At 73.2% G+C, this 13146-nt stretch carries 12 protein-coding genes; 5 read left to right on the top strand and 7 right to left on the bottom strand.

The window, feature by feature from the left end; translation table 11 throughout:
* The 5 genes from TR50_RS32725 to TR50_RS32705 all read right to left on the bottom strand — a co-directional run.
* Window positions 1-1061: ABC transporter ATP-binding protein (locus TR50_RS32725; protein WP_084701355.1), on the bottom strand; the 1061-nt coding region annotated here is incomplete at its 3' end.
* Window positions 1058-1927 (bottom strand): ABC transporter permease, encoded by an 870-nt coding sequence (locus TR50_RS32720; protein ID WP_042430785.1) that lies wholly within the window; start codon window positions 1925-1927, stop codon window positions 1058-1060. The genes TR50_RS32725 and TR50_RS32720, both read right to left, overlap by 4 nt.
* On the bottom strand, window positions 1924-2880 hold the full coding sequence (locus TR50_RS32715; protein ID WP_042430783.1) for an ABC transporter permease: 957 nt from the start codon (window positions 2878-2880) through the stop codon (window positions 1924-1926). Before TR50_RS32715 ends, TR50_RS32720 begins: the two co-directional genes overlap by 4 nt.
* The gene (locus tag TR50_RS32710; protein WP_042430780.1) at window positions 2877-4529 is read right to left on the bottom strand and encodes an ABC transporter substrate-binding protein; all 1653 of its coding nucleotides are present in this window, start codon (window positions 4527-4529) and stop codon (window positions 2877-2879) included. Before TR50_RS32710 ends, TR50_RS32715 begins: the two co-directional genes overlap by 4 nt.
* A gap of 29 nt (window positions 4530-4558) precedes the next feature.
* Window positions 4559-6235, bottom strand: coding sequence for an amidohydrolase (locus tag TR50_RS32705; protein ID WP_042430779.1), 1677 nt, complete (start codon window positions 6233-6235; stop codon window positions 4559-4561).
* A 130-nt stretch (window positions 6236-6365) separates the two neighbouring features.
* On the opposite strand from TR50_RS32705, the gene TR50_RS32700 reads away from it, so the two are divergent.
* Together TR50_RS32700 and TR50_RS32695 are read left to right on the top strand one after the other, a co-directional pair.
* The gene (locus TR50_RS32700; protein WP_052441624.1) at window positions 6366-7124 is read left to right on the top strand and encodes a TetR/AcrR family transcriptional regulator; all 759 of its coding nucleotides are present in this window, start codon (window positions 6366-6368) and stop codon (window positions 7122-7124) included.
* Between the two features lie 72 nt (window positions 7125-7196).
* Window positions 7197-8873 carry a flavin monoamine oxidase family protein gene (locus TR50_RS32695; RefSeq protein WP_042430778.1) on the top strand — a complete coding sequence of 559 codons (1677 nt, stop codon included), beginning with the start codon at window positions 7197-7199 and terminating at the stop codon, window positions 8871-8873.
* A gap of 118 nt (window positions 8874-8991) precedes the next feature.
* On the opposite strand, the gene TR50_RS32690 is transcribed toward TR50_RS32695, so the two are convergent.
* Window positions 8992-10230: a cytochrome P450 family protein gene (locus TR50_RS32690; protein WP_042430777.1), complete on the bottom strand. Its 1239-nt coding sequence runs from the start codon at window positions 10228-10230 to the stop codon at window positions 8992-8994.
* Window positions 10231-10394: 164 nt separating this feature from the next.
* Between TR50_RS32690 and TR50_RS32685 the strand changes: the two genes are divergently transcribed.
* The 3 genes from TR50_RS32685 (at window position 10395) to TR50_RS32675 (ending at window position 12332) form a co-directional block, all read left to right on the top strand.
* On the top strand, window positions 10395-11189 hold the full coding sequence (locus tag TR50_RS32685) for an SDR family oxidoreductase (protein WP_042430773.1): 795 nt from the start codon (window positions 10395-10397) through the stop codon (window positions 11187-11189).
* Between the two features lie 54 nt (window positions 11190-11243).
* Complete coding sequence (locus TR50_RS32680; RefSeq protein WP_236654690.1) at window positions 11244-11795, top strand: Uma2 family endonuclease; 552 nt, start codon at window positions 11244-11246, stop codon at window positions 11793-11795.
* 81 nt (window positions 11796-11876) lie between these two features.
* Window positions 11877-12332, top strand: a complete 456-nt coding sequence (locus tag TR50_RS32675) for an SRPBCC family protein (RefSeq protein ID WP_042430861.1) — start codon at window positions 11877-11879, stop codon at window positions 12330-12332.
* Between the two features lie 33 nt (window positions 12333-12365).
* Here the strand turns inward: TR50_RS32675 and TR50_RS32670 are convergent.
* On the bottom strand, window positions 12366-13146 hold a 781-nt coding region (locus TR50_RS32670; RefSeq protein ID WP_042430770.1), incomplete at its 5' end, for an alpha/beta hydrolase.

The raw sequence follows: 13146 nt of genomic DNA, 5'->3' as shown, positions 1-13146 counted from the left end.
GACACGGCCGGAGCCGCCGTCGCCGGGCCGGCCTCAGCGGTCGTGTCAGCCGCGCCGGCACGGCCTCGCGCAGCGGCCGGGACGACCGGAGCAGCCGGGACCGCTCCGCCAGCCGCAGCGGCGAGCGCGGATGCGGGCGCGGCGGGCAGTGGGAGCAGCTCGGGGGCGGAGTGGTCGCAGCGGCCGGGCTCGGCGAAGGCGCAGCGGGGCGCGAAGGCGCAGCCCGGCGCGGACTCGGCGAGGCTCATGGGCGCGCCCGGCACCGGCCGCAGCCGGTCCAGCGGACCGGTGAGCGGGGGTGTGGAGCCGAGCAGGCCGCGTGTGTAGGGGTGGCGGGGCGAGCCGAACAGTTCGGCGGCGGACGCCTCCTCCACGATCCGTCCCGCGTACATCACGTACACCCGGTCGCACGAGGCGGCGGCCAGCTCGATGTCGTGGGTGATCAGCAGCATGCCGAGGCCGCGTGCGCGCTGGAGGCCGCCCAGCAGGGCGAGGATCTCGGCCTGCGTGGAGACGTCGAGCGCGGTGGTCGGCTCGTCGCACAGCAGCAGCCGGGGCTCGCCGGCCAGCGCGCCCGCGATCATGACGCGCTGCAGCATGCCGCCGGAGAGCTGGTGCGGATACTGCCGCAGGTGGCGGGGAGGATCGGGCAGGCCGACGGCGGCCAGCAGCTCCAGCGCCCGCGCCTCGGCATCACGCCGGGACCAGCCCTTGGTGAGCCGCAGCGGCTCGGTGAGGAAGTCGCCGATGCGGCGCACGGGGTTGATGCCCGCGCGCGGGTCCTGGAAGACCATCGACGCCACACCGGTGCGGACCTCGCGCAGCCGGGCGGCGTCGGCGCCGACCAGGTCCCTGCCCTCGACCAGGACCCGGCCGGTGACGCGGGCCTTCGCCGGGAGGAGGCCCAGCGCCGAGCGGGCGGTGACGGACTTGCCGGAACCGGACTCGCCGACCAGGCCGACCACCTCCCCGGCCGCCACGCGCAAGCTGACGGCGTCCAGCACGGGCCGGGCCGCGCCCGGCAGCTCGACGGTCAGCGCGTCGATCTCAAGGAGTGTCATCGGGCATCCCTCCGGGCGAGGCGGTCGCCGAGCTGTTCGCCGACGACGTTGAAGGCCACGACCACCAGCACCACGGCCACCGCCGGGACGACGGCGGACAGCGGCTGGCCCTGGAGCACCGCCGCCTGCGCCTGGTTGATCATCGCGCCCCAGTCGGGCGTCGGCGGCTGGACACCGAGGCCGAGGAAGGAGAGCGCGGCCAGATCCAGCAGCGCGTAGCCGAAGTTGACGGTGGACTGGGCCAGCACGGTCGGCCCGAGGTTCGGCAGCAGTCGGCGCACCGCGACGTACGCCGGTGCGTGGCCCTGCACCAGGTAGGCCGACACGTAGGGGCGGGTCCGCTCCTGGGCGGTCAGCCCGCGCACCAGGCGCGCGGTGTAGGGCATGTAGGCGACGGCCATGGCCAGCACCGGCGCGCCGAGCCCCTTGCCGAACAGGGCCACCGCCAGGATCGCCAGCAGCAGCGAGGGGAACGCGAAGAGGATGTCCAGCACGCGGCCGATCACCGCGTCGACCCAGCCGCCGCGCCACCCGCTGAAGAGCCCGACGGCGATCCCGGCCGCGCTGGAGAAGGCGACCACGCCGAGCGGGCCGAGCAGGCTGGTGCGCGCGCCCACCAGCAGGGCGGAGAAGGTGTCGTGGCCGCCCTGGTCGGTGCCGAGCAGGTGGGCGGCGCTGGGCCCGGCCATGGTGTCGGCGAAGTCGCCGACGGTCGGGTCCTGCGGCGCCAGCCACGGCGCGAACAACGCGACGACCACGAAGGCGACGAGCAGCACCAGGCAGACCTGGAACAGCCGGCCGTGGGCGAGGAACCCGCCGCGCAGGCGGCCCAGCAGCGGGCGGCGAACGAGAACGGTCGTACTCATCGGGCTCCTTCCCCGGCCGCGATACGCGGGTCGATCAGCGGATGGACCAGGTCGACCACGGTGTTGACGACGACGAAGACCGCGACGACGAGCAGCACCAGCGCCTGCACGACCTGGAAGTCGAGCTCGTCGACGCACTGGACCAGCAGGGAGCCGATCCCGGACATCCCGAACGCGGTCTCGACGATCGCGGTGCTGACGAGCATCCCGGAGACCAGCAGCCCGGAGACGGTCACGATCGGCCCGAGCGCGTTGCGGAACACGTGCCGGCGCAGCACACTGCCGCGCGGCGCGCCCCGGCTGAGAGCCACCTCCACGTGCTCGCGGCCGAGTTCGTCCAGCATGGAGGCGCGGGTGACCCGGGTGACCAGGGCCATGAAGGTCACCGACAGCGCGACGGCGGGCAGTGCCACGTGGTGCAGTTCGTCCAGAAGTCCGGTGCCGTTGCCGATGGTCGGGAACCAGCCGAGCCGGACGCCGAAGACGGACCGCAGCACGACCGCCACCGCGAAGGACGGCACCGCCGCGCCGACGGTGACCAGCAGCAGCACGCTCTTGTCCGTCCGCGTGCCGCTCCGCAGCGCGCTGAGCGCGCCCGCGCCGATGCCGACGACGGCGATCAGCACGGTGGAGACGCCGACCAGCAGCAGCGAGGCGGGCAGCCGTGCCCAGATCACCGCGCCGACGCTCTCGTGGAACAGGTAGGACCGGCCGAAGTCGCCGTGCAGGACCGCGTCCAGCCAGTGCCAGTAGCGCACCGGGAAGGGCTGGTCGAAGCCGAACTCCTTGCGGATGGCGGCCAGTTCGGCCGGGCTCGGGCTACGCCCCCGCACCAGGAAGGAGACCGGGTCGCCGGGCGCGAGGTAGAGCGAGGAGAACACCAGGAACGAGGTGACCAGCAGCGTCACGGCCATGCCGAGCAACTTCCGGAACAGGGCGACGGCGACGCTCATCCCTTGGCCCCGATCTCGGCGGCCCACGGGTAGTACAGGTAGTCGATGGAGGGCTTGACGCCGGTGATCCTCCTGCCGAGGAAGACGCTGACCGGCTCGGTGTACAGGGGCAGCCAGGGCAGCTGCTGCATGGCGATCTGCTGCGCCTGGGCCGCCGCCGCGGCGTGCGCGGCCGGGTCGTAGGCGCCGACGGCCTGGTTGACGGCGGCGTCGAACCGCGGGTCGGACCAGCCGCCGTAGTTGCTGAACGCGCCGGTCTGCAACGAGCCGTACATGTCCAGCGGGTCGGTGATGGAGGTGTACCAGAAGGTCAGGAAGAGGTCGATGCCCTTGCGTGCGGCCGGGTCGGTGAACAGGGCGGTGTACTTGTCCGCCGAGACCGTGTCGATCTGCGGCTTCAGCCCGATCGCGGTGGCGGCCTGGGCGACGGCCTGGGTGATGATCGTCGTCTGCGAGTCCAGCGGGCTGGTCGCGATGACGACCGTCTGCCCGTGCACACCGGCCTTGGCGGCGAGCGCCTTGGCCTTCGCCGGGTCGTAGGGGTACTGCGGCAGGTTCTTCAGCAGCGCGTCGACGCTCGCGGCAGAGCCGCTGCCGTCCCAGTTGTTGCGGGTGACCAGCGAGTCGGCGACGTCGCCGACACCGCCCGCCCCGGCGGTGATGATGCCCTTCCGGTCGATCGCCGTCAGCAGCGCCTGCCGCACCTGCGCGTCGCCGAGCACACCCTTGAGGTTGCCGACGACCTCGTCGGCGACGGTGGTGTTGCGCCCGTAGTAGAGCGTTCCGGCCGCGCTGGTGGAGAGCTGGCGGTAGGAGTCCGGCGGGACCATCCAGCCGCCGTCGACCTCGCCGGTCTGGAACGCGTTGACGCGGGCGGTCGCGTCGGACAGGAAGACGAACTTCACCTGGCCGGACTTGGCCTTGAGCTTCGGGTCCCAGTAGCCGTCGAAGCGCTTGAGGACGATCGACTGGCCGGGCGTCCAGGAGGAGAAGGAGAACGGGCCGGTGCAGTTGACGCCCTTGCCCGGGTTGCCGTAGTCCTTGCCGTCCGCCTTCAGCGTGGCGGCGGACTCCACCGTGCCGGGGCTGGCGGCCATGTACTTGTTGAAGGTGGAGTCGGGCTTCGTCAGGGTGACGGTGACCTGCATCGGCCCGGTCCGGTCGACGGACTTGACGTTCCGGAACGGGTAGGCCCAGTCGCTGCCGACGTCCGGGTCGAGGTTGCGCCGCAGCGAGGCGACCACGTCGTCGGCGGTGAGCAGGGTGCCGTCGTGGAAGTGGACGCCGCTGCGGATGGTGTAGACCCAGGTGGTGGGCGTCGGGTTGGCGTAGGAGGCGGCGAGCCCCGGCGAGACGGTGAGGTCCGGGTTCCAGCGCAGCAGGCTCTCGCAGACGTTGGCGAGGACGGTGTTCGGCGGGTAGTCGAAGGAGTAGGCGTAGTCGAGCGACGTCGGTTCGGCGAACAGGGACCAGGTGAAGGAGGACAGGTCGCCCTTGGCCGCGGGCGTGGTGTCGGTCAACCGGTAGGCGGTGGCGGCGCCCTGGGGGCCGCCACCGTGGGCGGTCCCGCTGCACGAGGTGAGCGCGAGGGCGGTGAGCGGGACGGTGGCCAGGGCGAGGGTTCTGCGGCGGGTGCGGTGAGTGGACACGGGGGAGCCTCCGGGCGGCGGGGGTGTGGTCAGTGGTCGGCGACGTGCACCGGGATGCCGTCGACGAAGGTCATCCGGACGCGGGTGGCGCCGATCTCCTCGGGCGGCCCGGCGAAGGGGTCGCGGTCGAGCACGACCAGGTCCGCGCACTTGCCGGGCTCGACCGTGCCGGTCTCCTGGTCCAGGTGGTTCACCCAGGCGCTGCCGGCCGTGTAGGCGGTGAAGGCCTGGGCGAGGGTGAGCGCCTGCTCGGGAAGGAAGGGCCGCCGCGGCCGGCGGTCCGCGGCGGCGTTGGGGGCCTCGGTCGGCACCGCGCGGTTGACGGCGACATGGATGCCCCAGAGCGGGTTGGGGCTGCTCACGGACCAGTCGCTGCCGGCGACCAGCCGCGCGCCGGCGCGCGCCAGATCCCCGAACGGGTACTGCAGTGCGGCGCGTTCGGGGCCGAGGAAGGGGATGGTCAGCTCGTCCATCTGCGGCTCGTGCGCGGCCCACAGCGCCTGGATGTTGGCGGCCGCGCCAACGTCGGCGAAGCGCTTGACGTCGTCGGGGTGGACGAGCTGGAGGTGGGCGAGGTGGTGGCGGTTGTCGTTCGCGCCGTTCCGGTCGCGGGCGGTCGTGAGCGCGTCCAGCACCTCGCGGACGGCCCGGTCGCCGAGTGCGTGGAAGTGCAACTGGAAGCCGAGTGCGTCCAGTTCGGTGACGGCGGCGTGCAGCACCTGCGGCGGCACGAAGCTGAGGCCCGAGTTGGCGGTGGCGCAGCCGCAGCCGTCGAGGTAGGGGGCGAGCAGGCTCGCGGTGAAGTTCTCCGCGATGCCGTCCTGCATGATCTTGACGGTGGTGGCGTTGAACCGGCCGACCCGGCCGTGGAGGCGGCGTTCCACCAGGTCGGGGATCTGCTCGAGGCCGCGCTCGCGGTCCCACCACAGCGCGCCGACGACGCGGGCCCTGAGCGTGCCCGCGCGGGCGGCGTCTACGTAGACGGCGAAGTTGTCCGGGTTGCCGGGGAAGGCGCCGATCATGGCGTCCTGCCAGGCGGTGACCCCGAGCGAGAACAGGTGGCGCTGGGCGACCTCCAGGCCCGCGCGGGCCTCCTCGGCGGTGGCCACCGGGACCAGGTCGCCGACCAGGTTCATCGCGCCTTCCTGGAGCATCCCGACGGGCGTGCCGTCGGCCTCGCGCTCGATCCGGCCGTCCGCCGGGTCCGGCGTGTGCCGTCCGACGCCCGCGAGCTGAAGGGCCCGGGAGTTGACCCAGGCGCCGTGGCCGTCGCGGTTGGTCAGCAGCACCGGCCGGTCGGGGACGACGGAGTCGAGCATGGCGCGGGTCGGGATGCCATCCGGGAAGACGTCCATCGACCAGCCCCCGCCGCGGATCCAGGCGGCCTCGGGGTGCGCGGCGGCGTAGGCGGCGACGGCGGCGAGGTAGCCGTCGATGCTGCGCTGCCCCGACAGGTCGCAGCGCAGCATCTGGACCCCGGCGACGGTCGGGTGGACGTGGGCGTCCTGGAAGCCGGGGGCGAGCAGCCCGCCGTCGAGGTCGACGACCTCGGTGGCCGGGCCGACGAGGGGGCGCAGCTCGGCCTCCGGCCCGACGGCCGCGATCCGGCCGTCGCGGACGGCCACGGCGGCCTCGACGGGCCCGGCGGGCTCCGCTCCGGTCGCGGTGAACACCCTGCCGCCGCGAAAGAGCAGCTGAGCAGGCATTTCTGACGATCCATGGGACGCCATCGGCGTTTCCTCCCCGAGTGATGGTGAGGAGGAGTGAAGCGCGGCGCAACACTGTTGTCAACACTGTTGCGCGCAGCTCGGGCCGCATCGTTACACTGACCGCACCATGTCGAATCCAGCGTCGAACCAAGCCTCTCCGGCGTCGAACCGCACCTCGAAGCCGACCACCGAGGCCCCCGGCCCCCGCAGCCGGAGCAAGCGCTCGGGCAGCCAGCTGACCCCCGAGGCGATCGTCCAGGCCAGCCTGCGCATCGCCGCGCGCGGCAGCGCGGACGCGTTCACCGTCCGCCGCCTCGGCGAGGAGCTCGGCGCCGACCCCACCGCCGTCTACCGGCACTTCCGCGACAAGGACGAACTGCTGCTGGAGGTCGCCGACCGCACCCTCGGCGAGGTCCTGGACAGCATCCCGCCGGGCCTCGGCTGGCAGGACCGCATCCGCGCCCTGGCGGACGGCTCGCTCGCGGTGGCACTGAAGTACCCGGCGGTCGCCTCCGCGATGGCGAGCCGCACGACCCGCCGCGCCAACGAGTTCCGCGTCGTCGAGCTGATCCTGGGCGCCGTCACCGAGGCCGGCCTGCGCGGGGCGGAGGCCGCCGTCCACTACCGGATGGTCGGCGACTCGCTGCTGGCCCTGGTCGGCCAGCGCGCCGCCTACCTGCTCTTCTCGAAGGAGGCGCGGGCGGCGGACGAGTCGGCCTGGAACCGCGAGTACCGGCTGGTGGATCCGCAGGCGTTTCCGCAGATCACTGCTGCCGCCGAGGAGTTGGCGGGGGTCACCCAGGACGCGGTGTACCGGGTCCGGGTCGAGGCGCTGATCACGGCGATCGAACGACGGGCCGAGGAGCTGGCAGCGCAACACCGTTGACAACAACGTTGCGCCAGCGCTTCACTCCCGGTCATCATTGTTCGATCGATCCCCAGAGAGGGGTTCTTCGTCATGGACCGGGAACCTGCCAGATCGAGCACCACCACCCGCACCGGCCTCCCCGACAGCCTCGGCCTCGCCTTCTCGCTCGAGGGCGAGGCCCGTCGGCGCGGCATGCCCGTCGCCGAGGTCGCGGGCGAGCGTGCCGAACGTGCCGATCGGGAACTGAACAGGCGTCAACTGCTGGCGGCGGCAAGCGCGGTCACCGCCGTCGGCCTCGCCGGGGCGGCCCTGGCCGGCGCGAGCCGGGCGGCGGCCGTCCCGGCGACCGGGACCGCCGGGACGGCCGTGAACCCGGCCACCGCCCCGCGCGTCGTCATCGTCGGCGCGGGCCTGGCCGGCCTCCGCTGCGCGCACCAGCTGTGGACCGGATCGACGCCGATCGCCTCGACCGTCTACGAGGCCGACACCTCCCATGTCGGCGGCCGCTGCTGGACCTTGCGCGGCTTCTTCGCGAACGGCACGGTCAGCGAGCACGGCGGCTCGTTCATCAGCTCCACCGACACCTCCGTGCTGAACCTGGCCAAGTCCTTCGGCCTGAAGACCGAGTACGCAAACGGCGGCTCGCTCAACTCGGGCACCTACGCGGGCTGGATCAACGGCGCCCGCTACGACGGCCCGCAGCAGCAGAGCGACTGGGTCGCCGAGGCGTACAACGCCTTCGCGGCCTCCTACGCCGCGATGGGCACCCCGCGCTGGAACAGCTGCAATGCCACGGCGAAGCAGCTGGACCAGCTCTCCTGCCTGGACTACCTGGCGCAGATCGGCCTGCCCTCGGGCTCCGCCCTCAGCCAGCTGATCCAGTCGATCCAGCTCCAGGCCGGCGGTGAGCCGGCGCAGTCCTCGGCGATCGGCATGATCGGCTTCCTGGGCGGCTCCTCGACCTTCGACGGCGGCTCCGGCTTCGACGAGAAGTACCACCTGGTCGGCGGCAACGACCAGCTGGTCAGCGGCATGATCGGCCAACTGCCTGCCGGGACGGTGCAACGGGGCTACCAGCTCGTGGCGGTGGTGCGCAACGGCGACGGCAGCTACGCCTGCACCTTCCAGTGCGGCGGCACGACGACCACCGTCCAGGCCGACCACCTCGTCCTCGCCCTGCCGTTCAGCACGCTCCGGGACGTGGACCTCACCCGGGCCGGGCTGAGCACGTTGAAGCTCCAGGCCGTCCAGCAGCAGGGCATGGGCCAGAACGCGAAGCTGGTGACCCAGCTGACGACGAAGACCTGGCCCTCCTTGGGCTACAACGGCGTCAGCAACACCGCGCCGAGCGGCTACCAGACCGCGTGGGACGGCTCCGTCCAGCTCGGCGCGAAGGGCGGCCCCGCCCTGCTGGTCAACTTCCCCGGCGGCGACCGGGCTCGCACCGGCCTCACCGGAGCGGCCCACGGCCCCGCCCCGGCGGCGGACGTGAGCGCCTTCCTGTCGCAGATCGAGCAGGTCTTCCCCGGCACGACGGCGGCGTACAACGGGCTCGCCTACGAGGACCACTGGTCGCTGGACCCGTGGCACAAGGGCGCCTACCACTACTACGAGGTCGGCCAGTACACGGCGTTCGCGGGCTACGAGGCGGTGCAGGAGGGCCGCGTCCACTTCGCGGGCGAGCACACGGACGTGGACAACGCGACGCTCAACGCGGCGGTGGCGTCGGGGGAACGGGTCGCGGCCGAGATCGCCGGTCAGATCTAGACCCACGGACCAGGGGCGCGGGGGGCCTGCCCGAGCACCCGCCCTGCGCGGACGCTCCTCGACGGACGGGGGCCGTCCGCGCAGGGTGGTCGCGCACGCAAGTCCCGCGCCCCTCACTTCACACCGTCACCGGCAGCTCCAGCGGACCGTGCATGATCCCGCCCGTGGTCCAGGCCAGGTCCGCGTACTCCCCCACCAGCCGCAGGCCCGGCAGCCTGCGCAGCAGCGTGCCGAGCGCGACCACGCCCTCCAGGCGGGCCAGCGGCGCGCCGACGCAGTAGTGGATGCCGTGCCCGAAGGAGAGGTGGCGGCCGTCCGTGCGAGTGACGTCGAGCTCGCCCGGGTCGCCGTGGGTGGACGGGTCGCGGCCGACCGCGGCCAGGGAGACGGTGACCGCGCTGCCCTTGGGGATCAGGACGCCGCCGAGCTCCACGTCCCGCGCGGCGAAGCGCAGCGGGGTCTGGTCGACGGGGGCGTCGAAGCGGAGGAACTCCTCCACCGCGCCGGGCAGCAGCTCCGGCCGCTCCCGCAGCAGCGCGGCCTGCTCGGGGTGGTCGAGGAGCGCGGCCATCGCGTTGCCCAGCAGGTTGACCGTGGTCTCGTGTCCGGCGACGAGGAGGATGACGGCCGTGCCGAGCAGTTCGTCGTCGTTGAGGGCGTCCTCGTCCTCGCGGTTGAGGCGGATCAGCGCGGCGAGGAGGTCGTCGCCCGGGTCGGCCCGGGCCTGCTTGGCGGCGATGAGCTCGATGAAGTACCGGTTCAGGGCGAGCATGCCCTGCTGCTGGTCGGGGGAGGGCGTCGCCGAGCCGCCGGAGACGGCGGCAAGGGTCCAACGGCGGAAGTCCTCCCGCGCGTCCAGCGGAACGCCCAGCAGCTCGCAGATGACCATGACCGGCAGCGGCGCGGTGAAGTCCTCGACGAGGTCGATCGGTTCACCCGCGGCGGCCTTCGCCTCGACGGCGTCGATCAGCTCGTCCGCGATCTGCTGGATGCGCGGCCGCAGCGCCTCGACGCGGCGCGGCGTGAAGGAGCGGGCGACGGGGCCGCGCAGACGGGCGTGGTCGGGCGGGTCGGCCATCAGCATGTTGGCGCCCAGCCCCTGGCCGCGGCCCTGGTAGGAGAGGATGCCGGCGGCGTCCAGGGCCGCCCGGCCGATCTCCGGGTCCTTGAGCAGGTCGGGATGGGTGAGCGCGACGCGGGCGAGCTCGTGGTCGAGGACCAGGTAGAGGTCCAGCCCGCTGGGCTGCGCCACGCGCTGGATCGGCCCCCGGCCGCGCAGGCCCACGTAGCGCGCGTGCGCTTCGGCCTTGAAGGTCGGGTCGTTGACGAGTGGCGTCTCGTGCTGGGCGGTGGTCATCCGGTTCCCCTCATCCCCGGCCCTCCCCTGGGCCGGCCATGCCTGTCGTGATCAGGTGTCACCAGTCTGCCCGGTTCCGCCTGTCGACGGACAGTCAACTCTCGGCTCAATTGGGCGTGCGCGGCTCTGGACCCCGCCCGCCGCGCGGGCGGACGATTCCGCCCATGCGGATGGAGGGGACGGCGGCCGTGGTCACCGGCGGCTCGCGTGGAATCGGACTGGCGGTGGCACGGGAACTGCTGGCCTCGGGAGCGTCGGTGCTGATCGGCGCGCGCGGCCGGGAGGGCCTGTCGCAGGCGCTGGCCTCGCTCGGCCCGGCCCCCGGGCGGCTGATCGCCGCCGCCGGCGACGCGGGCGACGAGACGGACGTGCGGCGTTGGGCGGCGCTGGCGCTGGAGACCTTCGGGCGGCTCGACCACGTCGTCTGCAACGCGGGCGCGAACCAGCCGCTCGGCCCGGCGGTGACGGGCGACCCGCAGGCGTGGCGGGACACCTTCGCCGTCAACGTGCACGGACCCCTGGCACTGGTGCGCGCGGCGTGGGAGGGATGGATGCGCGACCACGGCGGCTCCGTCGTCACCGTGGTGACGGAGGGCGTCCACGGCGTCGGCCCGGGGCTCGCCGCGTACGAGACCAGCAAGGCGGCCCTGCTCCAGCTGACCCGGCACCTGGCCGCCGAACTCGCCCCACGCGTCCGCGTGAACGCCGTCTCCCCCGGCCTGGTCCGCACCGAACTGGCCCGCTTCCGGTGGGAGCACGACGAACCCGCCCTCGCCGCCGACACCCCGCTGCGGCGCCTCGGCGAACCGGAGGACGTGGCCCGCGCGGTCCGCTGGCTCCTCTCCGACGAGGCAGCCTGGGTGACGGGCGCGGACCTGCTGGTGGACGGCGGCAGACGGGTGCGCGCGGGGATGCTCCGGCACACAGACCCGGGCCCGGCGGAGGTCCCGCGCCCCTGACCGATCTCGCAGGTCCGAGCGGATAGGCTGAACGGGCACCCGAGGAGGGACCTTGTGAGCATCGACCCCAAGCATCTCGAGATGTTCGAGGAAGTCCGCCGCCAGATCCCCTCCGACTGGAAGGTCGAGTTCTCCGGCGACACCATCGTCATGCAGGCCTCCCCCACCGACATCCATCAGCGGAACCTCGCGGTGATCCAGCGCCAGTTCGAGCGTTTCGCACCCGAGGGGTACCTCTTCTCGAACAACACCGACCTGTACTCACCCCAGGTCGCGAAGCTGCGGAACCCCGATCTGACCTATCTCCCGGACAACGCGATGACGACCGGGCGGAGCACCACACCCGCGGAGCTCGCGCTGATCGCCGTAGAGGTCGTCTCCCCCACGAGCCCGGAGAACGACTGGACGGGAAAGCTGAGGGACTACCCCGTCATGGGAATCCCGCTCTACCTCATCGTGGACGCCAGGCAGAAGACCGTCACCTTGTTCCAGGAGATCGACGGGGGCCGCTACCGCATGCGGGAGGACGCCGACTTCGGCCAGACGATCCACGTTCCCGCCCCCTTCGACTTCGCACTCGACACCGGTCGGCTCATCAGCTACTGACGCGGCTGGGGGCCGGCCACTGGCCGCCGGGCGGCGGTGCTGGGAGCATCCAGGGGTCCGCGCCCGATGGAGGAGACGAACGTGCCGAGCACCGAACTGACCCGCGCTTACGAGGTCCCCGCCGCGCCCGCCGAGGTGCTGGCGCATCTGGCCGATCCGGAGAACTACGTCGGGCTGTCGCCGCTGCTGGTCGGGGTGCGGGACGTGCGGCGCGAGGACGAGGTCACGCACTACCTGGCAGTCGAGCGCTTCCGCTTTCTCGGGCTGGTCACCCACGACAACCTCATCCGGGTGACGCTGCGCGCCGAGCGCGGGGGCCTGCCGGAGGAGGGATCCGTCAGCGGAGACGTGGTCAGTCCGGGCGGCGTGCGGATGGGCTACCGGTTCGCGATCCACGCGCACGACGCGGGCTCGCGCGTCGTGGACACATTGCAGCTCTCCGCGCCGTTCGGCCTGCTCCGCTTCGCGGCCGGGAAGGCCGCCGAGGTGCAGGCCGCGCGCGGGAGGGTGCTGGCCGAGCGCCTCGCCCAGCCGTAGGTCGGCCGCTGACGGCTGACGCGTCGTCCGCCCTCAGTGGGCCGGTTCGAGAGGCCCGGCGGCCAGGTGGGCGGTGAGGAAGCGGGCGGCGCGGTCGAGTGCGGCGTCCGCCTCGTCGAGGCGGCCGTAGGACTGCTGGTAGACGTGGGGAAGCTCGGGCCCCACCTCGAGGGTGACCTCGACGCCGTCGGCGCCCGCGCGGCCGGCCAGGCGGACCGCGTCGTCGAGCAGCAACTCGTTCGCCCCCACCTGCACCAGCAGCGGGGGCAGGCCGGCGAGGTCGGCGAAGACCGGGCTGGCCAGCGGCTGCGCCCGGTCGCCCGCGCCGAGGTAGCGGTCGGCGTAGGCACGCAGGTCGGCCTCGACGAAGATCGGGTCCGCGTCCCGCTTGCCGCGGATGCTCGCGCCGCCGAGGGTGAGGTCGACCCACGGGGAGAAGACGACCACTGCGGCCGGCTGCGGCAGCCCCGCCTCCCTGGCCGCGAGCAGGGTGGCCAGGCTGAGGCCGCCGCCGGCGGAGTCGCCGGCCAGGACGAGGTCGCGGGGATCGGCGCCCGTCTCCAGCAGCTCGCGGTAGGCGGCGAGCCCGTCGTCGACGGCCGCGGGGAACGGGTGCTCGGGCGCGAGCCGGTAGTCCACCGACGTCGCCCGGAGTCCGGCCCGCAGCGCCAGGTCGCCTGCCAGCCCGGCATGGGTGTCCGGCGAGCCGATGACGTAGCCGCCGCCGTGCAGGTACAGCAGTCGGCCGCGGTCGGCCGCTCCGACCGGCTCCAGCTCCAGGGCCGGGCGCCCGCCGAGGACGGTGCGGCGGGGG

It is taken from the genome of Streptacidiphilus anmyonensis (genome assembly GCF_000787855.1).
Classification (GTDB): Bacteria; Actinomycetota; Actinomycetes; order Streptomycetales; family Streptomycetaceae; genus Streptacidiphilus; species Streptacidiphilus anmyonensis.
The sequence above is the reverse complement of the archived record's forward strand: the minus strand, read 5'-3'. Positions and strand labels throughout refer to the sequence as shown.

Excerpts from the sequence above, each read along its gene's own strand:
- TR50_RS32720 (WP_042430785.1), bottom strand. The coding sequence starts at position 1,927 with ATGAGTACGACCGTTCTCGTTCGCCGCCCGCTGCTGGGCCGCCTGCGC.
- TR50_RS32715 (WP_042430783.1), bottom strand. The coding sequence starts at position 2,880 with ATGAGCGTCGCCGTCGCCCTGTTCCGGAAGTTGCTCGGCATGGCCGTG.
- TR50_RS32705 (WP_042430779.1), bottom strand. The coding sequence starts at position 6,235 with ATGCCTGCTCAGCTGCTCTTTCGCGGCGGCAGGGTGTTCACCGCGACC.
- TR50_RS32700 (WP_052441624.1), top strand. The coding sequence starts at position 6,366 with ATGTCGAATCCAGCGTCGAACCAAGCCTCTCCGGCGTCGAACCGCACC.
- TR50_RS32695 (WP_042430778.1), top strand. The coding sequence starts at position 7,197 with ATGGACCGGGAACCTGCCAGATCGAGCACCACCACCCGCACCGGCCTC.
- TR50_RS32690 (WP_042430777.1), bottom strand. The coding sequence starts at position 10,230 with ATGACCACCGCCCAGCACGAGACGCCACTCGTCAACGACCCGACCTTC.
- TR50_RS32685 (WP_042430773.1), top strand. The coding sequence starts at position 10,395 with ATGCGGATGGAGGGGACGGCGGCCGTGGTCACCGGCGGCTCGCGTGGA.